At 65.1% G+C, this 22,935-nt stretch carries 25 protein-coding genes and 1 riboswitch; of the genes, 18 read left to right on the top strand and 7 right to left on the bottom strand.

Features of this window, described 5'->3' with window-relative positions; translation table 11 throughout:
* Positions 1 to 36: 36 nt before the first annotated feature.
* Entirely contained in the window at positions 37 to 771 is a 735-nt protein-coding gene (locus V9L17_RS15750; RefSeq protein ID WP_337352118.1) for an alpha/beta hydrolase, read from the top strand.
* A gap of 4 nt (positions 772 to 775) precedes the next feature.
* On the opposite strand, the gene thiC is transcribed toward V9L17_RS15750, so the two are convergent.
* A complete protein-coding gene (thiC, locus tag V9L17_RS15745) occupies positions 776 to 2,587 on the bottom strand; it encodes a phosphomethylpyrimidine synthase ThiC (RefSeq protein ID WP_337352117.1) in 1,812 nt (603 codons plus the stop codon).
* Positions 2,582 to 2,689: riboswitch (TPP riboswitch) on the bottom strand. Its footprint overlaps the gene before it by 6 nt.
* Positions 2,690 to 2,764: 75 nt before the next feature.
* Between thiC and V9L17_RS15740 the strand changes: the two genes are divergently transcribed.
* The 17 genes from V9L17_RS15740 (at position 2,765) to V9L17_RS15660 (ending at position 16,066) form a co-directional block, all read left to right on the top strand.
* Entirely contained in the window at positions 2,765 to 3,847 is a 1,083-nt protein-coding gene (locus tag V9L17_RS15740; RefSeq protein WP_337352116.1) for an amidohydrolase family protein, read from the top strand.
* A gap of 106 nt (positions 3,848 to 3,953) precedes the next feature.
* Positions 3,954 to 4,829, top strand: a complete 876-nt coding sequence (locus V9L17_RS15735) for a VOC family protein (RefSeq protein ID WP_337352115.1) — start codon at positions 3,954 to 3,956, stop codon at positions 4,827 to 4,829.
* 117 nt (positions 4,830 to 4,946) lie between these two features.
* Complete coding sequence (locus V9L17_RS15730; protein WP_337348934.1) at positions 4,947 to 5,384, top strand: hypothetical protein; 438 nt, start codon at positions 4,947 to 4,949, stop codon at positions 5,382 to 5,384.
* 204 nt (positions 5,385 to 5,588) lie between these two features.
* Positions 5,589 to 6,002 carry a 30S ribosomal protein S16 gene (gene rpsP, locus V9L17_RS15725; RefSeq protein ID WP_337348900.1) on the top strand — a complete coding sequence of 138 codons (414 nt, stop codon included), beginning with the start codon at positions 5,589 to 5,591 and terminating at the stop codon, positions 6,000 to 6,002.
* A gap of 1 nt (position 6,003) precedes the next feature.
* On the top strand, positions 6,004 to 6,246 hold the full coding sequence (locus V9L17_RS15720; RefSeq protein ID WP_066292169.1) for an RNA-binding protein: 243 nt from the start codon (positions 6,004 to 6,006) through the stop codon (positions 6,244 to 6,246).
* 109 nt (positions 6,247 to 6,355) lie between these two features.
* Positions 6,356 to 6,901, top strand: a complete 546-nt coding sequence (rimM, locus tag V9L17_RS15715) for a ribosome maturation factor RimM (protein ID WP_337348899.1) — start codon at positions 6,356 to 6,358, stop codon at positions 6,899 to 6,901.
* Positions 6,902 to 7,702 (top strand): tRNA (guanosine(37)-N1)-methyltransferase TrmD, encoded by an 801-nt coding sequence (gene trmD / locus V9L17_RS15710; protein ID WP_337352114.1) that lies wholly within the window; start codon positions 6,902 to 6,904, stop codon positions 7,700 to 7,702. It begins immediately after the preceding gene.
* A 249-nt stretch (positions 7,703 to 7,951) separates the two neighbouring features.
* The gene (rplS, locus tag V9L17_RS15705; protein WP_337348897.1) at positions 7,952 to 8,311 is read left to right on the top strand and encodes a 50S ribosomal protein L19; all 360 of its coding nucleotides are present in this window, start codon (positions 7,952 to 7,954) and stop codon (positions 8,309 to 8,311) included.
* Between the two features lie 85 nt (positions 8,312 to 8,396).
* Positions 8,397 to 9,074 carry a signal peptidase I gene (lepB, locus tag V9L17_RS15700; RefSeq protein ID WP_337352113.1) on the top strand — a complete coding sequence of 226 codons (678 nt, stop codon included), beginning with the start codon at positions 8,397 to 8,399 and terminating at the stop codon, positions 9,072 to 9,074.
* Positions 9,075 to 9,938 carry a signal peptidase I gene (lepB, locus tag V9L17_RS15695; protein ID WP_337348895.1) on the top strand — a complete coding sequence of 288 codons (864 nt, stop codon included), beginning with the start codon at positions 9,075 to 9,077 and terminating at the stop codon, positions 9,936 to 9,938. It abuts the gene before it with no gap.
* Positions 9,939 to 9,940: 2 nt separating this feature from the next.
* Positions 9,941 to 10,678, top strand: a complete 738-nt coding sequence (locus V9L17_RS15690) for a ribonuclease HII (RefSeq protein WP_337352112.1) — start codon at positions 9,941 to 9,943, stop codon at positions 10,676 to 10,678.
* A 54-nt stretch (positions 10,679 to 10,732) separates the two neighbouring features.
* On the top strand, positions 10,733 to 11,059 hold the full coding sequence (locus tag V9L17_RS15685) for a DUF2469 domain-containing protein (RefSeq protein ID WP_056335405.1): 327 nt from the start codon (positions 10,733 to 10,735) through the stop codon (positions 11,057 to 11,059).
* Positions 11,060 to 11,205: 146 nt separating this feature from the next.
* Positions 11,206 to 11,562, top strand: a complete 357-nt coding sequence (locus V9L17_RS15680) for a YraN family protein (protein WP_337348893.1) — start codon at positions 11,206 to 11,208, stop codon at positions 11,560 to 11,562.
* Positions 11,563 to 13,107, top strand: coding sequence for a YifB family Mg chelatase-like AAA ATPase (locus V9L17_RS15675; protein WP_337352111.1), 1,545 nt, complete (start codon positions 11,563 to 11,565; stop codon positions 13,105 to 13,107).
* A gap of 10 nt (positions 13,108 to 13,117) precedes the next feature.
* On the top strand, positions 13,118 to 14,302 hold the full coding sequence (gene dprA / locus V9L17_RS15670) for a DNA-processing protein DprA (protein WP_337352110.1): 1,185 nt from the start codon (positions 13,118 to 13,120) through the stop codon (positions 14,300 to 14,302).
* A gap of 50 nt (positions 14,303 to 14,352) precedes the next feature.
* Positions 14,353 to 15,279, top strand: coding sequence for a tyrosine recombinase XerC (locus V9L17_RS15665; protein ID WP_337352109.1), 927 nt, complete (start codon positions 14,353 to 14,355; stop codon positions 15,277 to 15,279).
* A gap of 283 nt (positions 15,280 to 15,562) precedes the next feature.
* Positions 15,563 to 16,066, top strand: a complete 504-nt coding sequence (locus V9L17_RS15660; protein ID WP_337348889.1) for a DUF3145 domain-containing protein — start codon at positions 15,563 to 15,565, stop codon at positions 16,064 to 16,066.
* Between the two features lie 103 nt (positions 16,067 to 16,169).
* Here V9L17_RS15660 and V9L17_RS15655 read toward each other — a convergent pair whose 3' ends face one another.
* From V9L17_RS15655 to V9L17_RS15630, 6 genes are all read right to left on the bottom strand, one after another.
* Positions 16,170 to 17,405: a beta-ketoacyl-[acyl-carrier-protein] synthase family protein gene (locus V9L17_RS15655; RefSeq protein ID WP_337348888.1), complete on the bottom strand. Its 1,236-nt coding sequence runs from the start codon at positions 17,403 to 17,405 to the stop codon at positions 16,170 to 16,172.
* Between the two features lie 161 nt (positions 17,406 to 17,566).
* Positions 17,567 to 17,812 (bottom strand): acyl carrier protein, encoded by a 246-nt coding sequence (locus tag V9L17_RS15650; RefSeq protein ID WP_009359314.1) that lies wholly within the window; start codon positions 17,810 to 17,812, stop codon positions 17,567 to 17,569.
* A gap of 81 nt (positions 17,813 to 17,893) precedes the next feature.
* Entirely contained in the window at positions 17,894 to 18,955 is a 1,062-nt protein-coding gene (locus V9L17_RS15645; protein ID WP_337348887.1) for a beta-ketoacyl-ACP synthase III, read from the bottom strand.
* A complete protein-coding gene (locus V9L17_RS15640; RefSeq protein WP_337348886.1) occupies positions 18,952 to 19,881 on the bottom strand; it encodes an ACP S-malonyltransferase in 930 nt (309 codons plus the stop codon). The genes V9L17_RS15645 and V9L17_RS15640 overlap by 4 nt, the downstream gene beginning before the upstream one ends.
* 88 nt (positions 19,882 to 19,969) lie before the next feature.
* Positions 19,970 to 21,214: a PucR family transcriptional regulator gene (locus V9L17_RS15635; protein WP_337348885.1), complete on the bottom strand. Its 1,245-nt coding sequence runs from the start codon at positions 21,212 to 21,214 to the stop codon at positions 19,970 to 19,972.
* A 188-nt stretch (positions 21,215 to 21,402) separates the two neighbouring features.
* The coding region (locus V9L17_RS15630; RefSeq protein WP_443197980.1) for a transketolase-like TK C-terminal-containing protein at positions 21,403 to 22,935 on the bottom strand (1,533 nt) is incomplete at its 5' end.

The raw sequence follows: 22,935 nt of genomic DNA, 5'->3' as shown, positions 1-22,935 counted from the left end.
AGTTGGGATGTCGGAGCCGTGGAATAGGGTTGGGTCATGTTCAAGCAGCGGGTAGTGTTCGTGCACGGCGCCGGAAGCTTCGGCTCGGCGGCCTGGCCCCGGCAGCACGGCATGGCACTGACTTACGACGCCCTGTTTCTCCGGCGCCACGGCTTTGACTCTGTTGCTGAACCGGTCGAGTCCTCCTTTGCGGAGGACACCGCCATCGTTTTGAGATCCCTCGCCGACGACGGCAGGGGCGCCGCCGGTGGCCACGTTGTGGCGCATTCCCAAGGGGCGATCTCCGCCATGATGGCCGCCGTCGAGCGCCCCGACCTGGTGTATTCGCTGACGCTCGTGGAGCCGGCCTGCCTGTCGTTGACCGCGGAACTGCCTGCGACGGCGGCGCACCGGGAGCTCATGCAGCCGCTGTTTGATGTCCGCCACCAGCTGGGTGACGAGGATTTCCAACGGGAGTTCGTCCGCCGCGTCTATGCTGCAGATCTCCAAGAGCCCGCCACCCAGGAGGAACGACGCTCCGCCCGGCGGCTGCGGCTGCAGGCCCCGGCCTGGGAGGCGCCGCTGCATATCGTCCCTGGCGTGCCAACGCTGGTGCTGACCGGCGGCTGGGAGCCGCTGTATGAAGAGATCGCCGGATACCTCCGCGAAACCGGTGCCCTGCACCTCATTGCTGCGGGCGGGCACCGGCCCCAGGATTCGGCGGAAGGCGATCACGCCATCCGGGCGTTCGTGGGCGACGTCAGCCGCGGCCGGTCAGCCCGGGCCTCCTGACGCGTTAGCGCGAAGGCACCTCCAGGTCAGGCAGGTAAACCTTCCCGCCTGCCGCGAGGAACTCCTCGCTCTTTTCTCGCATCCCGGCCGCCATCTCCGCCAGCGCTGCCTGGGATTCAGCCGAGCCATACTCATCCCGGATGTCCTGGCTGATCCTCATGGAGCAGAACTTGGGGCCGCACATGGAACAGAAGTGGGCGGTTTTGGCCGGCTCGGCGGGCAGCGTTTCGTCATGGAAGGCTTCCGCAGTGACCGGGTCCAGGGACAGTGCGAATTGGTCCCGCCAGCGGAACTCGAACCGCGCCTTTGACAGGGCGTCGTCCCGCTCGTGGGCGCCGGGGTGGCCCTTGGCCAGGTCGGCGGCGTGGGCCGCGATCTTGTAGGTGATCACACCCGTCTTCACATCGTCCTTGTTGGGCAGGCCGAGGTGCTCCTTAGGCGTGACGTAGCAGAGCATGGCGGTGCCGTAGCGGGCGATCTCGGTGGCCCCGATGGCGGAGGTGATGTGGTCGTAGCCGGGTGCTATGTCCGTGACCAGCGGTCCGAGGGTGTAGAACGGGGCCCCCTTGCAGAGCTCCTGCTGGCGTTCCACATTCTCCCGGACGAGGTGGAACGGTACGTGGCCGGGTCCTTCCACCATCACCTGCACGTCGAATTCCCAGGCGCGCTGCGTCAGTTCAGCCAGCGTATCCAGCTCGGCGAACTGGGCGGCATCGTTGGCGTCCGCCGTCGCTCCCGGGCGCAGCCCGTCGCCGAGGGAGAAAGCGACGTCGTACTTGGCGAAAATTTCGCACAGCTCGTCGAAGTGGGTGTACAGGAAGTTCTCCTGGTGATGCGCGAGGCACCAGCCGGCCATGATGGAACCGCCACGGGAAACGATGCCGGTGACACGGTTGGCCGTCAGCGGCACGTAGCGCAGCAGCACTCCGGCGTGGATGGTCATGTAGTCCACGCCCTGCTCGCACTGCTCAATCACGGTGTCGCGGAAGATCTCCCACGTCAGTTTGTTGGCCTCGCCATTGACCTTCTCCAGCGCCTGGTAGATGGGCACCGTGCCGATGGGGACGGGGGAGTTGCGGATGATCCACTCACGCGTGGTGTGGATGTCATCGCCGGTGGACAGGTCCATCACGGTGTCGGCTCCCCACTGGGTTGCCCACTGCAGTTTGTCCACTTCCTCGGCGATGGAACTTGTCACAGCCGAGTTGCCGATATTGGCGTTGATCTTGACCAGGAAGGCCTTGCCGATGATCATCGGCTCGGATTCCGGGTGGTTGATGTTGTTGGGGATGATGGCGCGGCCTGCCGCCACTTCGCTGCGGACCAGTTCCACGTCACAGTTTTCGCGGAGGGCAACGAACTGCATCTCCGGGGTGATGACACCCTGCTTTGCGTAGTGCATCTGGGTGACTGTCCGGCCGTCGACGGCGCGGCGGGGCACCGGCTGTGCTCCCTTCCACTCTGCGGAGGCTGCGCCGCGGCGTACTGCCGACTTGCCGTCGTCGAGCAGGTTCCGTTCCCGGCCGCTGTAGGGCTCGGTGTCACCACGGGCCGCGATCCATTCCGAGCGGAACGGCTCCAGGCCCACCACCGGATCACTCCCAGGGCCGGCGGTGCGGTAGGTCCGGAAAGGGCCGTTCGCCTCGCCGTTGGGCGATGGTTCCAGCGCAATTTCCGTTACCGGAACCCGGATTCCGGTGGCCTCGTCACTGATGAACGCCAACGAATGGGATTTCAGCGACTGGGTCTCAGTGCCGGCTTTCCCCTTGGCAGTCTCATTTTGGGCAGCGATCAGCCGTGTTTCTGGTGTACTCAATGAATACTCACTTCCTTCGCCGGCATTACCCGGACAGGTTCAACGGTCGCAGGCTGCGTCAGCCTGATCTCAGCCCCTGCAAGGGCTCCCGTGTGGTCTAGATGAAGCTACCACAGGTCCAAGTGGGGAGGATGTGACTTGACAGGCTGACCATCTTCCGCGGATTAGGCTGTTGCCATGGCCGGAATCATCGAATTCAGCGGAACAGTGCTCACCGGACCGAATGAGGAACGGCGGGGCCTCTGGTCCGTGGACGGGCGGCTGACGTTCCGGCGTCCCGGGGCCGCTCCGAACGCGGTACTTGACGGCTGGGTGCTGCCCGGATTCGTTGATGCCCACTGCCACGTAGGCCTGGGTCCCGGCGGCGCTGTCCCGGATGCGATGGCTGAAGAACAGGCCCGCACCGACCGCGACGCAGGCACGCTCCTGGTCCGTGATGCCGGGGCGGCAAGCGACACGCGTTGGCTGCAGCAGCGTCACGACATGCCCAGGCTTGTTCGCGCCGGGCGGCATATTGCCCGGTCCCGGCGCTACCTGCGGGATTTCGCCGTCGAGGTGGAGCCGGACGGCCTGGTGGAGGCCGTGCGGAAGCAGGCGAGGGCCGGTGATGGCTGGGTCAAGCTCGTGGGGGACTGGATTGACCGCGACGCCGGAGACCTCGCACCGTCGTTTCCCGACGCCGTCGTCCGCGATGCCGTGCAGGCGGCGCATGACGAGGGCGCCCGGGTGACCGCGCACTGCTTCGCCGAAGACACCCTTGACCAGATGCTCGACGCCGGCATCGACTGCATCGAGCACGCCACCGGATTGCTGCCCCGGCACGTTCCCCGGCTCGCCGCCCAGGGTGTCCCCATCGTTCCGACGCTGATCAACATCGACACCTTCCCGGACATCGCCCGCCAGGCCGAAGCGAAATTCCCGCGGTACGCCGAGCACATGCACGCGCTGTGGGAACGCAGGTACGAGCGCGTGTACGAAGCCTTCGCAGCGGGTGTGCGAATCTATGCCGGGACAGATGCGGGCAGCGTCATCCGGCACGGACGGATCGCCGACGAAATCCTGGCACTGCACCGGGCAGGCCTCCCTCCTGCGGCGGCCCTGGATGCAGCTTGCTGGGGTGCGCGGACGTGGCTCGGCGCTGAGGGGATCTCCGAGGGTGCCAGCGCCGATGTGGTGTTGTGCGGGGAAGACCCCCGGCGCGTCCCCTCCACTGTCGCCACGCTCCGGCACGTCGTGTTGCGGGGCGAGGTGATCCGCTGACCGCCGAAGATCGCGCATCGTACAGCTGGGAATAAATTGAAGCTTCAAGTAATTTAGAAGAGTAGAGGCCTCCGAGATCCGGCGGCCGTTGGACCGGGAGTTTTCGATGACTGCAGAATCCACCAGCCAGGACCTTCTACCAGCCGAGCTCACCATGGGCACGGTGATGCTGAAGGTCGGCGACATGAAGCTCATGACTGACTACTACCAGCGCGCACTGGGCCTGGACGTGGTGGCCGAACAGGACGGTGGCCTCTACATGGGCCGGCTCGGAAAGCCGCTGGTGCATCTGGCCGCCGCCCCCGGGCTGACTCTTCCTGGCAGGGGCGAGGCCGGGCTGTTCCACACGGCGCTGCTTTTTGAGGACCAGGCGGCACTGGCGGCCACAGTCGCTACGGCGGCCCAATATGAGCCCCGCTCGTTCACGGGCAGTGCGGACCACTTGGTCAGTGAAGCCTTCTATTTCAACGACCCGGAGGGCAACGGCATCGAACTCTACTGGGACCGGCCGCGCAAAAACTGGTCCTGGAACGGAACGGACGTGGTCATGGACAGCCTGGCACTGCCTCCGCAGCGCTACCTGCAGGAGCATCTGACCCAGGAATCCGTTGAGGGCCAGCAGCGGACGGCGGCCGGGGTGGGCCACGTCCACCTCCAGGTGGGCGACGTCCACACCGCCCACGATTTCTATGTCGGCACATTGGGGTTCGAGAAGACGGCGGGCTGGCATGGCCAGGCGCTTTTTGTGTCAGCCGGGCGCTACCACCACCACATGGCCATGAACGTCTGGAACAGCCGCGGCGCCGGTCCCCGGAAAGATACCCTCGGCCTGGGGGAGGTGCTCATTGAGGTGCCGTCCGGAGATGACGTCGGCGCACTGGCCGATCGGCTGAAGGTCGCCGGGGTTGCCAGCCACCATACGGGGGCCGAGTTGCGCTTCGAGGACCCTTGGCGAAACAGCATCCGGGTCGCTGTGCGCTAAGCCGGGTGCGGCGGCCCAGGGAGCGCGGAGCCGTGTACTAGGCTGATTCCGAACGGCCGGGGCGGCTCTGCAGCTGCCTGCCAGAGCCGCACCGTCGACGGAATGAGGGCGATTCCCATGGGCTTCACCGAAATCTTTGTTTCAACCCACGACGCCGCGCTGAAGCGTGCCGGGATACTGGACGACGGCGGTTCCCCCGCCACGCCCGGCCTTCGGATTCCCGGGATCAGTGACTTCGAAATTGAACAGCTCGGGGACCTCGCCGGCGCGGCCGTCCATGCCGGTGGTGCGGACTATGAACTGGCCATGGTGGATGTGGCCAGCGATTCACTGCTGGGTGTTCCGCCCGCCATGGTCCGGGCGCTCGCTGAGCTGCTCAGCTATGAGACCGAGGGGGAGGGCAACGTACTCGACGACGTCGCCGAAAAATGGGCGGCCCAGGACGACATGCCATTCGGTGCGGCCGAGGCCAGGAAATACGTGCAGCAGCTGGCAGAGCTGGCCAGTGGAATCGAGGATGCCGACCGCACCGGGCTGTACGTCTGGTCATCCTGAGCAACGTGGGAGCATCGCCGGTGTCCGGCGGATCGGTCCCAAGTCGAAATCCGGGCGCTGATCTGGCACAATAAACAGGTACTCGATCTGCGTGGCCCCTCTCTCCGCGTCTGGATCCTGTCCTTCGAACCCTCAAGTATGGCCCGCCCCACGGGTGCAGAACGCCGGGTTCACCCCTTTTCTGAAACAGGAGTGACCACAAAAGTGGCCGTAAAGATTCGCCTTAAGCGCTTTGGCAAGATGCGCGCACCGTACTACCGCATCGTTGTTGCGGACTCACGCACCAAGCGTGATGGCCGTGCAATCGAAGAAATCGGCAAGTACCACCCCACCGAAGAGCCCTCATACATCGAGGTTGACTCCGAGCGTGCCCAGTACTGGCTGTCCGTCGGCGCCCAGCCGTCCGAGCAGGTTGCCGCGATCCTCAAGATCACCGGTGACTGGCAGAAGTTCAAGGGCCTCCCGGGCCAGGAAGGCACCCTGAAGACCAAAGCTCCGAAGGCTGCCTTCGTTGCTCCGGAGAAGGGTTCCGTGATCATCCCGGAAGCGATCACCAAGAAGTCCAAGCAGTCCGACGCCCCGGCCGAAGCCGAAGCCGAGACCACCGAGGCTGAGTAGATTGCTGGCTGAAGCGCTCGAACACCTGGTCCGCGGAATCGTTGATTCCCCGGAAGACGTCAAGGTCACCTCGAAGAACAACCGCCGCGGGGACACCCTCGAAGTGCGCGTTCACCAGGACGATCTCGGACGGGTGATCGGCCGCCAGGGCCGCACGGCACGCGCACTGCGCACCGTTGTGGCGGCACTGGCTGACGGCGAGCCGGTAAGGGTCGACGTCGTCGACACCGACCGCCGCCGCTAAAAGCGCTCGGCAACATCAGTTTTGCTCCGGCCCTTCCACCAACGGTGGAGGGGCCGGAGTGCTTTCACCACAACGCCTAACCCCAGCACAACCACGAACAGAGGACCAGATGCAGCTTCAGGTGGCACGAATCGGCAAACCGCATGGAATCCGCGGGGAAGTGACGGTCCAGGTGCTGACTGACGCCCCGGCGGACAGGTTCGTTCCCGGCACCGAGTTTGTGGTGGAACCTGCCTCGGCCGGCCCGCTCACTGTTGAAAGTGCGCGCTGGAACAAGGACATCCTCCTGCTTGCCTTCGAGGGAATCGAAACCCGCAACCAGGCCGAGACCCTCCGCGGCGCCAAACTGTTCATCGAAACCGAAGAGCTGGACGAGGACGACGACGAAGGCTGGTACGAGCACGAACTGGTAGGACTCGAGGCCCGGGTCGGCTCGCAGGTGGTGGGCAAGATCGCGGCCCTGCACACCATGCCCGTCCAGGACCTGCTGGTGGTCGAAGCCCCGGACGGTAAGGAAATCCTGATCCCGTTCGTGGAACAGATCGTGCCCGAGGTCAACGTCGCCGAGGGGTTTGTCCTGCTGACGCCGCCTGATGGCCTCTTTGACATCAACACCGACGACGCCGGTGCGGCCGGGCCGGAGGACAACGCGTAGATGAGAATCGACGTCGTCAGCATCTTCCCGGAATACCTGGCGCCCCTGGAGCTGTCCCTCATCGGCAAGGCCCGCCAGGACGGCCTGCTGGACCTTCGCGTCCACGACCTGCGCGACTTCACCACGGACAAGCACCGCTCGGTGGATGACACACCCTACGGCGGCGGTGCCGGCATGGTGATGAAGGCAGAACCCTGGGCGCAGGCCCTGGCCTCCGTGGCCGCAACGGGTGGAGACAAAACAGCCAAGCCTGTGCTGATCGTCCCCTCGCCGGCGGGGGAGCGCTTCAGCCAGGCACTGGCGCATGAACTGGCCGAAGAGGACCAGCTTGTTTTCGCCTGCGGACGCTACGAGGGCATTGACGAGCGCGTCATCGAATGGGCGGAGGAACACTTTACCGTGCGGCCCATGAGCCTGGGCGATTACGTCCTCAACGGCGGCGAAGTGGCCGTGCTGGCCATGGTGGAGGCCATTGGCCGCCTGCTGCCCGGCGTTGTCGGGAACCCCGAGTCCCTGGTGGAGGAGTCCCACTCGGACGGGCTGCTCGAGTACCCCGTTTACACCAAACCCTCCGTCTGGCGGGACCGGGAAGTGCCGGAAGTGCTGCTGAGCGGCAACCACGGCAAGATCGCCCAGTGGCGCCGCCATGAGCAGTTTCGGCGGACGGCCGAACGCCGCCCTGACCTCTTGGAAACTTTCGACGCCGGGAAGTTGCCCCGCGCGGACCGGACTGCTCTCGCCGACCTGGGGTACGACGTCGTCGACGGCCGTCTTCGGCCGCGGCCTGACGCGCCCAACTGACGGCGCCGCCCCGCCGGCGACGATTGGCTGTAAGCCGCCGGATGTGGCAAAATTAGTCCTTGTGTCTGCTGGGTCCGCACCTGCCACAGGGGGAGCGCAACCAACAGCGGGACACCCCGGTGCCGCCAATCAGTGACGGAACCGGACCACAAAACTTTCGACGGCAATTTCCGGCTCGCGCAAGCGCCTCCGGGCTTGGCCGCCGTGACCCAAAGTGAATGACCTGTGGCGTTCACCAGGAGTGGAATTATGCATATTCTCGATTCCGTAGATGCAGCCTCGCTGCGCACCGACGTTCCTGCGTTCCGCGCAGGTGACACCCTCAAGGTGCACGTGAACATCATCGAAGGCAAGAACTCCCGTGTCCAGGTATTCCAGGGCTTCGTCCTGGGCCGCCAGGGCGACGGCATCCGCGAAACCTTCACGGTCCGCAAGGTCTCCTTCGGCGTTGGTGTGGAGCGTACCTTCCCGGTACACTCCCCGATCATCGACAAGATCGAGCTCGTCAGCAAGGGCGACGTCCGTCGCGCCAAGCTGTACTACATGCGCGCCCTGCGCGGCAAGGCCGCAAAGATCAAGGAAAAGCGCGACTTCACCACCGCCAAGTAAGTCCCCCCGGACCTACAAGGCAGGGCCACAGCCGTACCAGGCCAGCGCCGGAGCCAACCGCCACAGCGCCCCAGGATACGGATTCATGGACCAGACAAAACGCCAGCCCAGAAGAATGGGCTGGCGTTTTGCGTTCCTGGCACTCCTGCTCGCCGTTGCCATCAGCGGACTCATCCGGTCGCTGTGGCTGGATGTCTATTACATTCCGTCCGAATCCATGGAGCCGCTTTTGCAGGGCGGAGACCGCATCCTGGTCTCGAGGACGGACTTCCAGATGGAACCCGTCCGCCGTGGTGACGTCGTGGTCTTTGACGGACGGGGCTCGTTCGCCCCGTTGAACAGCGGGAAGGGGCCCCTGGCGGATGCGGCGGCGGCCGCCGCCCAATGGATTGGGCTCGTCGGAAGCGACACTACCTACGTCAAGAGGGTGATCGGCGTTCCCGGAGATACTGTGGTGTGCTGTGACACCGACGGAAAGATCACCGTGAACGGTGCGCCGTTGGACGAACCGTATCTCTTCCCGGGGGATGTGGCCAGCCGGCAGGCCTTCACCGCCGAAGTGCCGGAAGGGCGGCTGTGGCTGCTCGGGGACCACCGGTCCCTGTCCGCCGACTCCCGCAGCCTGCTTGGTGCCCCGGGCGGCGGAATGGTGCCGCTGGACAGGGTGATCGGCCGGCCCGTCCAGATAGTCTGGCCGCTTGATAGATTTGCTGCAGTAGCACGGCCGCAGCAGGCAGGACCAACAACAGAGGACGGACAGTAGATGCCCGAGAACCACGCCCGGATCCCCGATCCTGGCCATGACGGCGGCCCTGAAGCCCCCGCCGCCCGTGCTGCTGCCGAATCCGACGCCGCTGCAGCCGTTCCGGAATCCGCGCCGGCTAAAGCCGAGGGAGGCGCCCCCGCCAGCCCGGCCGCCGGGAAGCACTCTTCTGCTCCCCGGGCGGAGCCTTCGGCGCCGGGCCCCCTCTTTGTCTGGCTGAAGGAAATCGCCACGGTGGTGGTGATCGCTGTGGTGCTCTCATTCCTGATCAAGACTTTCCTGTTCCGCGCGTTCTACATTCCGTCCGAATCCATGGTCAGCACCCTGGATGTCAACGACCGTATTTTCGTCAACTTGCTCGTTCCCGAACCTTTCGCCCTCTCGCATGGCGATGTGGTGGTCTTCCGGGACACCCAGGGCTGGCTGGCTGCCGCCCCGGAGAAGACTGAGGGGCCGTTCACCTGGGTTCAGGACGGCCTGACATTTGTGGGCCTGCTGCCGGACGACTCGGAGCAGCATCTCGTCAAGCGCGTCATCGGACTGCCCGGAGACCACGTGATCTGCTGCGACGCCGGCGGTAAACTGACCATCAACGGAGCCCCGGTCGACGAGAGCTACGTCAACGCCGCCGAAATCCCGGAGATCCGCAACTTCGATGTCGTTGTACCGGAAGGAAAGGTCTGGGTCATGGGCGACAACCGGAACCACTCGGCCGATTCACGCGCCCACATGGAAGCCAACGGCGGCTTCGTCAACCTCGCTGACATCGAAGGCAAGGCGGCCGTCATCGCGTGGCCGTTGAATCGCATCAGCGTCCTCGACAACTACCCGGACGTCTTCAAGAACGTGCCCGCCGGAGGCTGAGGATGTCCACAGCAATACCCCTCGCTCCAGCCAAGGCTGCTGCGCGGCCTGCCACCGGGCCACGCTCCAAGGCCCCCACCCTGCGCCACGAACGCACCTTCAAAGCCCTCGGCGCCAAGTACCTGGCCGGCGTGGACGAAGTGGGGCGCGGCGCCCTGGCCGGGCCCGTGAGCGTGGGAATCGCCGTCGTCGACCTCCTAGCCCAAAAGCCGCTCGCGGGGGTGCGGGACAGCAAGCTGCTCAGCCCCGCAGAACGGGAACGCCTGGAACCGTTGGTACGCAAGTGGAGCGTGGCTTCGGCGGTAGGGCATGCCTCGGCGGCGGAGATCGACGCGCTGGGCATCATCGCCGCGCTCCGGTTGGCAGGTACCCGCGCCTGGATGGACGTCCTGGCCACAGGAATCACCCCCGACATCGTGCTCCTGGACGGCAGCCACAATTGGCTCTCACCGGCTGAGCAACCCTCACTGTTTGATGAGGCCCCGAGCGACGCCGGCTGCGCCGCGCCCGTCCATACCCGCGTGAAGGCAGACATGCAGTGCCTGAGCGTGGCGGCCGCCAGCGTGATTGCCAAGGTCGAACGTGATCAGCAAATGCGCCAACTGCACGCCGAATTTCCGGATTTCGGCTGGGACATCAACAAAGGCTACGCCACGTCCCTGCACCGCGATGTCCTCCGTGCCGCAGGCCCCACGCCTTATCACCGCGTGAGCTGGCGGCTGCTTGGCGGAGAACTCTGACGCCTGCCCTTCGCCGTGACGCCAGCGCCGCGCTCAATGGTGCAAGATGGAAGCATGAGTGCCGAGGATCTTGAAAACTATGAAACCGACATGGAGCTTCAGCTCTACCGTGAATACCGCGATGTCGTCGGGCTGTTCAGCTACGTTGTCGAGACCGAACGGCGTTTCTACCTGGCTAACCACGTGGATCTCCAGGCCCGCAGCGCCGACGGCGAAGTCTACTTTGACCTGACACTGCAGGACGCCTGGGTATGGGACGTCTATCGCTCAGCCCGGTTCGTCAAAAGCGTCCGGGTGCTGACTTTCAAGGACGTCAACGTCGAGGAGCTTCCCCGCAACGAGGAACTGGCGTTGCCCAAGGACGTTGACCTTGGCAACTGACGCCCCCGCTTCACGGCCTGCCAGAAGCCCTGCCTGATCGCCACTTGTCCTCAACACCCCCGCCGGCCGGCCGGGTTGCCCACATAGGCCAATAGGTCCCTGTCCTCCGCGGTCCTGCTCCTGCAGGCTGGTTTGCGGAGGTAGCAATGAAATCCAAAGACCTGTTAGGCAGGCGTGGCGAGGAACTCGCCGCCGTTTATCTTGAATCGCTGGGCATGCTGGTGGTCGATCGGAACTGGCGGTGCACCGAGGGCGAAATCGACATTGTCGCCCTGGACCGGGACGCCCTGGTGATCGCCGAAGTGAAGACACGCCGCTCGCTCGACTACGGCCATCCCTTTGAGGCTGTGGGGGAAGCGAAGCTGGCGCGGCTCCACCGCCTGGGCGCCGCCTGGTGCCGCGAGAGCGACGTTCGGATGCCGCTGCGGAGAGTCGATGTCATCGCCGTGCTGGACGACGGCGTTGGCGAACCCGTCGTGGAGCACCTCAGGGGAGTGGTGTAAATGACTTTGGGCCGCACCTACTCGGTTGCCCTCGTAGGGTTGAACGGGTACATCGTCGAGGTCGAGGCCGACATCGGACAGAGCCTCCCTGCATTTATCCTTCTTGGCCTGCCCGATGCTGCCCTCAACGAGGCGAAGGAGCGCATACGCTCGGCTACCAAGAATTCCGGGATTCCGCTGAGCCGGAGAAAAATTACCGCTAACCTGATCCCGGCCTCGCTTCCCAAGCGTGGTTCAGGCTTCGACCTGGCAGTCACCATGGCAGTCCTGCGTGCCGCGAACGACATCAAGCCAACCGAGCGCACTGTCTTCATAGCCGAACTAGGGCTGGACGGCCGGTTACGGCCGGTGCGGGGCATCCTTCCGGCAGTGATGGCGGCGGTGCAGGCAGGATACCCCGACATCGTCGTGGCACAGGCAAACCTGGCCGAAGCCGCGCTGGTACCCGGTGCCAACGTCAGAGGCTATCGGACCCTCGCCAGGCTGGCACTGGACTGCGGCGCCGACCCGCAGGAACTGGTGCTGGACTTCGAACCCGACGACGCTCCGGATCCCAACGGGACGGAAGCAGGTTACGAAGCCGTTCCCGACATGGCCGACGTCTCAGGGCAGGGGGACGCCAGAAGGGCCCTTGAAGTGGCCGCCGCCGGTGCGCACCATCTGCTGCTCACCGGACCGCCGGGCGCCGGAAAGACCATGCTGGCGGAGCGGCTGCCAGGGCTGCTCCCGGACCTCGCCGACAACGAGGCCATGGAAGTCACCGCCATTCATTCACTCTGCGGGTTGCCTTCCTCTGCCGTACAGCTCCTCCGCAGGCCACCGTTTGAGAACCCGCATCATTCCGCCACTGCGGCCGCAATCATCGGAGGCGGATCAGGACTGCCGCGGCCAGGAGCCGCATCACGGGCCCACCGTGGTGTCTTGTTCCTTGACGAGGCCCCTGAGTACGAACGCCGGGTCCTTGATGCCCTTCGGCAGCCGCTGGAGAGCGGGGAGCTCGTGATCCATCGCTCCGCCGGGACAGCCGCGTATCCTGCCAGGTTCCAATTGGTCCTGGCCGCCAATCCATGTCCCTGCGGAAAGGCCTCGGGTAAGGGCCTGGACTGTACGTGCACGCCCATGATGCGGCGCCGCTACCTTGCCAGGATGTCTGGACCCCTGCTGGACCGGGTGGACATCCAGTTGCAGGTGGAGCGTGTCTCCTTGGCGGACTTCGGCCAGGGCGGCATGGAAGAGGACACCGCTGCGGTGGCGCAGCGCGTGCGTGCCGCCCGCCGCAGGCAGTCCGAACGGCTGCACCCCCTTGGCCTGGAAACCAATTCGCAGGTTCCTGGCCGGATCCTGCGAGGCGAGCTCCGACTCCCGGCGTCATCGACCCGCATCCTGGACAACTCCCTGGAGCGCGGCGTCCTGACGGCGAGAGGCTATGACAGGGTGCTGCGGCTCGCATGGACCCTGGCCGATCTTGCCCATCGTGACAGGCCGGACCTCAATGACATTGGACAGGCCCTGGGCCTGCGGCAGGCTGCCTCGGCAGTGGCATAAGGAACTGGACATGGACAACGAACGGATAACCCGCGCCTCATTGTCGCGGCTGATGGAGCCGCAGGATGCGGCAGGACTCGCGCTGGTCAAAGCAGCTGGAGCCACCGACGCGCTGCGGATAGCCACTGGCCAACTGGCCGCCGGACCGGCACTGGAACAGGAAATCACGGCGTTGCTGGCGGACAACGGAGCAGGAACCAGCTGGGCGGGGATGGGGGCGGCCCTGAAACGCTGGGCCCCCAGGATTCCGGACCTTGCACCCGAGCGGGATTTGGCCACTATGGCCCGCCTCGGAGGCCGGCTGATTGTCCCCTCCGATGACGTGTGGCCCGCGCAGTTGGCGGAGCTCGGACTCCAGGAGCCCATCTGCCTGTGGTGGCGCGGCCTGGAACAGCCGCTCCCGGATGTTTCCCGGTGCGTGGCGCTCGTGGGCTCACGGGACAGCACCAGTTACGGCGCGTCCGTCACGGGCGACCTCGCATACTCGTTGGCCCAGCGTGGCTTTACGGTTGTGTCCGGCGGGGCCTACGGCATCGATGCCCACGCCCATCGTGCCGCCCTTGCCGGGGGAACCGGCGCAGTACCCACCATCGCCGTGATGGCTGGCGGTGTGGACCGGTTTTATCCTTCCGGGAATGAGGACCTGCTCCGGGCGGTCTGTAACCAAGGAGCCGTCCTGGCCGAGGTTCCCCCGGGATCGGCCCCAACCCGGTACAGGTTCCTTCAGCGCAACCGGCTTATCGCGGCACTTTCCGCTGTAACGGTGGTGGTCGAAGCGCGCTGGCGGTCCGGGGCCCTGAATACAGCCCATCACGCAGAAACCCTGTGCCGGGCTGTCGGTGCGGTTCCGGGATCCGTTCATAGTGCCAATTCGGCGGGGTGCCACCGACTGCTCCGGGACGGCGGGGCCGTCTGCGTCACAGATGCCGGTGAAATAGCTGAGCTAGCCTCACCGAGCGGCGAAGCCGTTCCGGAAGCCCGGACGGGACGCGCAGCAGAGCACGACGGCCTGACCCTTGAAGATCTGATCCTTCTTGACGCCTTGCCGCTCCGGTCCGCAACTTCTGTGGACAAACTATGTTCTGTTGCAGGGCTCAGCCAGGAATCAGTGCGGGCCGGCCTGGGAAGACTGGGGCTCCTCGGACTGGCCCATTCTGAACGGGGCGGGTGGAAGCGTGCCAAAGGGTCAGCCTAGATTGCTGTGTCCGGCCTTTATCTGCGAACAAATGCTGGGAGAGTAAGCATGTGGAGATTCAGGAATTGCCGCCAGCCCTTGCGCTGGCAGCCGAAGCTTTCGGCAAATATTTGGCAGGGGAACGGGCCAGGTCCGAGCACACCGTCCGTGCCTACCTCGCTGACGTCCGGAGCATGCTGGCATACAGCGCGTCCGAAGGCGTTACTGACCTGCCCGGCCTTGAACTTGGCACCCTGCGGCGGTGGCTTGGTGTCCAGAGCGAGGCGGGGGCCGCCCGCTCCACACTCGCCCGGAGATCGGCTACGGCGCGGTCTTTCACTGCCTGGGCACTCCGGGAAGAACTCATCAGCGAGGATCCCTCGCTTCGGCTGAAGGCCCCGAAAAAGGAAAAGTCCCTACCCGGTGTCCTGCAGGCCCAGCAGATAATGAGGCTGCTGGCCAAGCTTGAGGAGGCTGCCCTGGAAGGAGCGCCGCTCGCCGTGCGCAACCGGGCCATGGTGGAACTCCTTTACGCTACCGGCATTCGTGTGGGTGAACTGGCCGGCATGGACGTCGACGACCTCAACCCGGACCGCCGAACGCTCCGTGTCATCGGCAAGGGAAACAAGGAAAGAACCGTTCCCTATGGAGTTCCCGCCGCGGTCGCCATGGATGACTGGCTCCGCAGGGGTCGGCCGCGGCTGGCCCAGGACCAGAGCGGAGCCGCGTTGTTCCTGGGATCAAGGGGCAACCGGGTGGATCAGCGGCAGGTAAGGGCAGTGGTTAAGGATCTCTTCGAAGCTTTGGGCGACACCTCGGCCACGGGTCCCCATGCCCTGCGACATTCAGCGGCTACTCATCTCCTGGACGGCGGTGCGGATCTGCGGGCCGTTCAGGAGATCCTGGGGCACAGCAGCCTCGCCACGACGCAGGTCTACACCCACGTCTCCGTCGACAGGCTCCGCAAGAGTTACCAGCAGGCACATCCCCGGGCCTGAGTATGCCGTCGGCCAGTGGCGCCCTTGGTTTCGGCTGGAAATGACGCAGAGGAAGGCCCCAAGGAATTGCAGTGGCGTAATTAGGCGGCGTGCGGCACAATAAGAGTCAAGTCCGGCAACTTTCAAGTCTCGCTTGAAGCTCAGTGCTTCGTGCGTAATGGCAAGTCCGGACACAGTTACATATTCAGGCAGGGATAACCGCAGCCGGCAGGAACACGGCACAGCGCATTTCATCCAGGCAGAGGTCGTTGGGGAAGACGTACCTACAGCTATGGAGGATGGAATGTCTGTTGCAATGACCCGCGGTGTGTTGTTCGTACACTCGGCCCCTACCGCTCTGTGCCCGCACGTGGAGTGGGCCATTGGATCCGTCGTGGACAAGCGAACGGATCTTGAGTGGACCCCTCAGCCTGCTGCGCCCGGAATGTTTCGGGCCGAGCTCTCCTGGACCGGCGCTCCCGGGACCGGATCGAAGCTGGCCTCCTCACTGCGCGGCTGGGCCCATCTCCGCTATGAGGTCACCGAGGAGCCAAGCCAAGGTGTCGACGGTGGCCGCTGGTCACATACGCCCGAACTGGGGATCTTCCACGCCACGACCGATGTTCACGGCAACATCATGGTCTCAGAGGACCGGATCCGGTACGCCTACGAGTCAGGCGCAGGTGATCCCTCCGCGGTTTACCACGAGCTGTCCTTGGCCCTTGGCGAGGCATGGGACGAAGAGCTGGAGCCCTTCAGGCACGCCGCCGAAGGCGCCCCCGTGCGCTGGCTCCACCAAGTGGGCTGACGCCCCCGAAAGGTGTTACCGCCGTCGGGCATCAAAACCGTTTCCATAGCAAAAGCAAGGGCCCCGCCAACCGGCGGGGCCCTTGCTTTTCACTAGGGAGATGCTAGACGCTGCGTACTGCGATCACGGCATTGTGGCCGCCGAAGCCAAAGGAGTTGCTCAATGCCACAATGTTCCCGGCCGGGAGGTCACGCGCGGACGTGACGACGTCGAGCGGGATTTCCGGGTCCTGGTTTTCGAGGTTGATGGTCACCGGTGCCTTGCGTTCGTAAACGGCGAGCACGGTCAGGACAGCCTCCACGGCGCCGGAGGCTCCCAGGAGGTGCCCCATCTGCGACTTGGTCGCTGAGACTGCCACATTGTCGATGTGGTTGCCCAGGGCGGCACGGAGAGCCGTGTACTCCGGCTTGTCGCCCACGGGCGTCGACGTCGCGTGGGCGTTGACGTGCACAACGTCCTCGGCCTGGATGCGGCCGTCGAACATGGCTGCCTTCAGCGCGCGGGTAGCGCCCAGGCCCTCGGGGTCCGGAGCCGTGATGTGGTAAGCGTCGGCGGTTACCGACGTGCCTGCGAGCTCGCCGTAGATGCGTGCGCCACGTGCCAAAGCGTGCTCTTCGGCTTCGAGGACCAGCGCGCCGGCGCCTTCGCCCATCACAAAGCCGTCGCGGCCGAGGTCATACGGACGGGAGGCGCCCTCGGGGTCCTCATTCCGGCGGGACAGTGCCTGCATGGAGGCAAACGCCGCCAGCGGCATGGGGTGGATGGCAGCCTCGGCGCCGCCACACATCACCACATCAGCCTTGCCGGAGCGGATCAGGTCGAGGCCAAGGTGGAGGGCTTCTGTGCCGGAAGCGCAAGCAGAAACAGGGGTGTGGGCGCCAGCACGGGCACCAAGGTCAAGGCTGACGGCTGCAGCGACACCGTTGGGCATCAGCATGGGAACGGTCATCGGAAGGACCCGTCGCGGGCCTTTTTCCTTCAGGGTGTCCCAGGCGTCGAGCAGGGTCCAGACGCCGCCGATCCCTGTAGCGAAGGCAACGGCGAGGCGGTCGTGGTCGATTTCGGTGATACCGGAGTCGGCCCAGGCTTCCCGGGAGGCGATGACGCCGAACTGCGTGGAAGGGTCCATGCGCTTTGCTTCGACGCGGCTGAGGACGTCGAGGGCAGGGGTACTGCAGCGGGCAGCGAAGTGGACGGGAAGTTCATACTTGGCAACCCAGTCGTCCTCCAGGGTGCGGGCACCAGAGACCCCCTTAAGCGCGTTGTTCCACATTGTGGGTACGTCGCCGCCGATGGGCGTGGTGGCACCCAGACCGGTAATGACTACTTTGCGTGTCATGGGATCACTCTCTGTCGGTGGGCAGCCCGGGTCCGGTTTCTCCGGCGGGGTCCCGCGTGTGGGATGTAGGGCAGGTGGCTGCCGGTTTGATGCGGCTGGACTGCCGGTCCGGAGTTCCCGGTCCGGCAGTCCAGCCAAGCCGCAAGCGACTGGCGTTGTGGCTAGGCCTGCGCGCCGGCGATGAAGCTGACGGCGTCGCCGACGGTCTTGAGGTTCTTGACCTCTTCGTCCGGGATGCGCACGCCGAACTTCTCTTCGGCGTTGACCACGATGGTCATCATGGAGATGGAGTCGATGTCCAGGTCCTCGGTGAAGGACTTGTCCAGCTCCACAGCCTCGGGCGCGAGGCCGGTCTCTTCGTTGACGATTTCAGCCAAGCCGGCCAGGATCTCTTCGTTGCTAGCCATTGATGGCTCCTTTTCTTGTTATTGCCGGCAGGGGCTGCCGGAAACGGTTCAGACAGCGGATGCTGCCTGGGTGGGGCGTTCCTACGGAAGGACGATTACCTGGGCGCCGAAGACGAGCCCGGCTCCGAAGCCAATCTGCAGCGCAAGACCGCCGCTGAGTCCTGGGTTTTCCTGGAGCAACCGGTGCGTGGCCAAGGGGATGGACGCAGCCGAGGTGTTGCCGGCGTCGGCAATGTCCCGGGCCACGGTGACGGTTTCGGGAAGCTTGAGCTTTTTGACCATTTCGTCGATGATCCGCATGTTTGCCTGGTGCGGGATGAACGCCACGAGGTCCTCGGCCTGCACACCGGCAGCCTCCAGGGCCTGCTGCGCCACCTTCGCCATTTCCCACACAGCCCAGCGGAATACGGTCTGCCCATCCTGACGCAGCGTCGGCCACAGGTCCTGGGCTTCTTCCAGCAGCGCGAAGTCACCGGACTCGTCCGACTGGCGCGCTGCCTGGCTCAGGGCCCGGACATCGAGCATGGACCGCGTCATGCCAATGGCGTCCCACTTGCTGCCATCTGAACCCCAGACGGACGGACCAATCCCGGGTGTGTCGGACGGACCGATCACTACCGCGCCGGCACCGTCGCCAAGCAGGAAAGAAATGGTGCGCTCGTGGTTGTCGATGACGTCGGAGAGCTTTTCCGCACCCACGACCAGGACGTATTTGGCGGCGCCGGACCGCACCAGGGCATCGCCTTGGGCAATGCCGTAGCAGTAGCCGGCGCAGGCTGCTGAGATATCAAAGGCCGGAGCCGGCGTTGCGCCCAGCCGGTCAGCCAGGCTGGCAGCCGCCGACGGAGTGGCGTAGGGGTGGGTCACGGTGGAGACGATGACGGCGCCGAGCTGGGAGGCTTCGATACCGGCCTGCTTGAGGGCCTCCTGCGCCGCCCCTTCAGCCATGTCGATGACGCTGACATCGGCCGGAGCGCGGTGGCGCGTGACGATGCCGGTGCGCTGCCGGATCCATTCGTCCGAGGAATCAATCCACTGGCAGACGTCGTCGTTGGTGACAATGATGTCCGGTCGGTAAGCGCCGATTCCCAGGATGCGCGTGTTCTCCTGGACGGGCGCCTGCTTAAGCGTGGGAACGCTCATGCGTTGCCCTCCAATTCTGCGAAGAGTGCCAGTGCGGCTGAGAGGTCATCCGGCGTCTTGACGGCAACCGTCTTGACTCCGGGCATACCGCGTTTGGCGAGGCCCGCAAGCGTGCCTGCAGGAGCCAGTTCAATGACTCCGGTGACGCCCCGCTGCACCATCGTATCCATGCAAAGGTCCCAGCGGACCGGACGGGAGACTTGGGCAATCAGGCTGTCGACACCGGCCACGCCGCCGGTTACGTCCTTGCCGTCGAAGTTGGAGAGCAACGGAACCCGGGGATCCTGCGGCTTCAGGGTTGGTTTGAGCGCCTCAAGGGCGCTTACCGCCGGGGCCATGTGCGAGGTGTGGAACGCCCCGGCCACCTTGAGGGGAATAATGCGGGTCTTGGCGGGTGGGTTCTCTGCCAGCGCCTTGAGCTGGTCGAAGGTCCCGGCGGCCACAGTCTGGCCCGCGCCGTTGACGTTGGCCGGAGTGGCGCCGGACGCTTCAATCGCGGCCCGGACCTCTGCAGGGTCCCCGCCTATCACAGCGCTCATGCCGGTGGGAGTGACTGCCGCGGCGGCGGCCATGCTGTTGGCGCGCTCCCGGACGAAAGTCATGGCTTCCTGTTCGGTGAGGATTCCGGCCAGGGCGGATGCGGTGATTTCGCCGACCGAGTGGCCGGCGAGGATCACCGGGAGGGAGCTGAGTTCGACATCGAAGAGGGACTTCGCCGCCACCAGGCCGGCCGCAACAATAAGCGGCTGCGCTACGGCGGTGTCCTTGATGGTTTCCTCATCCGAGGTAGTCCCGTGGGCTGTCAGGTCGATGCCTGCGATTTCGCTCAGGGAGGCCAGCTGGCCTGCTACCGAAGGCAGTTCCAGCCAGGGGGCCAGAAAACCCGGGGTCTGTGAGCCCTGTCCAGGGCAGACTATTGCAAGCACGTATCCAGCTTTCCAAATTACTGTGTGATTCAGCGGTGTTTCTCTGCACCAAGCTCACGGGGTCAGGTTGTAGGAAGTCTACAACGCCTCAGGTCTGATTCCGCGCCGGATGACGCTCGGTCGGTGCTTTCGGGGGCGCCGCGAGGCGGCCCACAACCAACGCAGCCTGAAGCACAAACGCCTCGCGGGGAAGGAGTGGATCCCAGCCTGTGACGTCACAGACGCGCTTCAGCCGGTACCTGACCGTGTTCGCATGGACAAACAATTCCCGGGCGGTCGCCTCAAGCGAGTGGCCCAGCTCCAGGTACGTACCCAGCGTCTCCACGAGGCCATTGGAGGCCGCCACGAGGGGGCGGTAGATATTCTTGACCAGTGACCGGCGCGCCGCGTCGTCGCCGGAGATAACGCGTTCAGGCAGCAGATCGTCGGCGGCTACGGGCCGCGGAGCCGAAGGCCACGCCCTGGCTGCCGTGAGGCCGGCAAAGGCGGATTGCGCGGACCCGCTGGCTTCCAGGAGCGAACTCGCCTCCGGCCCGTAGACCACGGGTCCCGGGGCAAACATCTCGCTGAGCTTGAGGTAGGCCGTTTCGCGGTCCTGTACGCCGCCAAGAATCAAAATCAGGCGGTCGCCCTGGATTCCCACCAAGGCGTCCTCGGCGTAGCGGCCAGCCAGCCGTCGCAGTTCGCTGACATAGCTGGCACTCGGTTCTGACGGGGAATTGCCCACCATCACCGTAAACCGTTCCTGGGCCTTCCAGCCCAGGGCAGCGATGCGTGAGCGCAGTGCGTCGGTGTTTTCGCCGCGCAGGATGGCGTCCACGATCAGCGCCTCAAGCCGGGTGTCCCACGATCCGCGGGATTCAGCCGCCCGCGCGTAGACATCAGCGGCGGCGAAGGCAACTTCGCGCGAATACCGGAGCACTGCCTCGCGGAGCGATGGCTGGTCGGCCTCGGGAGCGATCACGGGGACCTGGTCCTCAACTACTTCAACCACGATCCGGATGAGTTGGAGCGCCTTCTGGAGGCTGATGGAGCGCGTGAGTTCGGTCGGGGCGGTACCAAAGACGTCGGAGAGGATCCAGGACGGCGAACTGGGTCGCTCGTACCAGGTGACAAAGGCAGCGATGCCGTTTTGGGCCACCATGCCCAGCGCGGACCGTTCGTCAGAGCTGAGCCGGCTGTACCACGGCAGTGACTTTTCGAGCTGCCGCAGGGTGGTGGTGGACAGTTGGCCCACGCTCGCCCGGAGCTTTTTCAGGGTTTCGGATTTCTCCGGAGTCATGCTGCGCGAGGTCGGCTTGCGCTTCACGGGCGGGGGAGTTGGCTCTGGCATCCTTTGAGCATACGGTGCCTGCCCCGCAAGCTCCATTTGTGCAAAGGCTACAACCGACGTGGTGGTGCGTCACAGGTTTGTCCGTCGGGTAAACGGCTGGCACGGGAACGACGACGGCGACCCTCGCCTTGCGGTGAGGGTCGCCGTCGTCGTTCATTGCAGCTGGCTGTGGGTCAGCTGCGGGCGGATCAGGAGTCGCCCCCCGCGTTGCCTGTGGAACCGGCGTTGACGTTGTGCAGGCGGTACTTTTCGATTGCCTTCGCCGGTGCCTGTGCGTCCACTTCGCCACGGCGCGCCAGCATCTCCAGCGAACGGACCACGATGGAGTGGATGTCGTTCTTGAAGAAGCGGCGGGCTGCTGCGCGGGTGTCGGAGAAGCCGAAGCCGTCCGCGCCGAGCGAGGCAAACTCGTTTGGCAGGAACTGGCGGATCTGGTCCGGGACGGCCTTCATGTAGTCCGAAACGGCCACGATCGGTCCGGTGGCACCAGCGAGCTGCTGGGTGACAAACGGGACGCGAGCGGGCTGGCCCGGGTTCAGGAACGCTTCTTCCTCGGCGGCCATGCCGTCGCGGCGCAGTTCGTTCCAGGACGTGACGGACCAGACGTCGGCGGAAACACCCCAGTCCTCGGCCAGGAGCCGCTGGGCTTCCAGCGCCCACGGCACCGAGACACCGGAGGCCAGGATCTGGGTCCGGGGACCGTCGATCTTTGCCGGAGCCAGCAGGTAGATGCCTTTGAGGACACCTTCGACGTCGAGCTCCTCGGGTTCGGCCGGCTGGGTGATCGGTTCGTTGTACACCGTCAGGTAGTACATCAGGTTCCGGTCAGTGGAGTCCGGTCCGTACATCCTTTCGATGCCGTCGCGGATGATGTGGCCCATTTCGTAGCCGTAGGCGGGGTCGTAGGTGACCACCGCGGGGTTGGTGGCGGCGAGGATGGGGGAGTGGCCGTCGGCGTGCTGGAGTCCTTCGCCGGTGAGGGTGGTCCGTCCTGCGGTGGCGCCGATGATGAAGCCGCGGGTCATTTGGTCCGCTGCTGCCCAGAAGGCGTCGCCGGTGCGCTGGAAGCCGAACATGGAGTAGAACACGTAGACCGGGATCAGGGGCACGCCGTGCGTGGCGTAGGCGGTCCCGGCGGCGGTGAAGGCTGCGACGGCCCCGGCTTCGTTGATGCCGGGGTGGATCAGCTGGCCCTGCGCGGATTCCTTGTAGGCCAGGACGAGGTCCCGGTCCACGGACAGGTAGTTCTGGCCCTTGGGGTTGTAGATCTTCGCCGTCGGGAAGAAGGCGTCCATGCCGAAGGTCCGTGCCTCATCGGGAATGATCGGGGCGATGTGCTTGCCGAAGTTCTTGTCCCGCATGAGGTCCTTGAGCAGCCGAACAAATGCCATGGTGGTGGCCGCCTGCTGCTTGCCCGAACCGCGCTTTGCCACTTCGTAGGACTTGGCGTCCGGAAGGGCGATGTCAGCGTGCTTGGAGCGGCGCTCCGGAACAGATCCGCCCAGTGCGGCGCGGCGTTCCATCATGTACTGGATTTCCGGCGCGTCCGTGCCCGGGTGGAAATACGGCGGCTGGTACGGGTCCTTTTCGAGCTGTTCGTCCGTGACCGGAATCCGCAGATGATCCCTGAACTTCTTCAAGTCGTCGAGGGTGAGTTTTTTCATCTGGTGGGTGGCGTTGCGGCCTTCGAAGTGGGGTCCGAGTCCGTAGCCCTTGACGGT

Source organism: Pseudarthrobacter sp. CCNWLW207, from assembly GCF_037203945.1.
GTDB lineage: Bacteria > Actinomycetota > Actinomycetes > Actinomycetales > Micrococcaceae > Arthrobacter.
The sequence above is the reverse complement of the archived record's forward strand: the minus strand, read 5'-3'. Positions and strand labels throughout refer to the sequence as shown.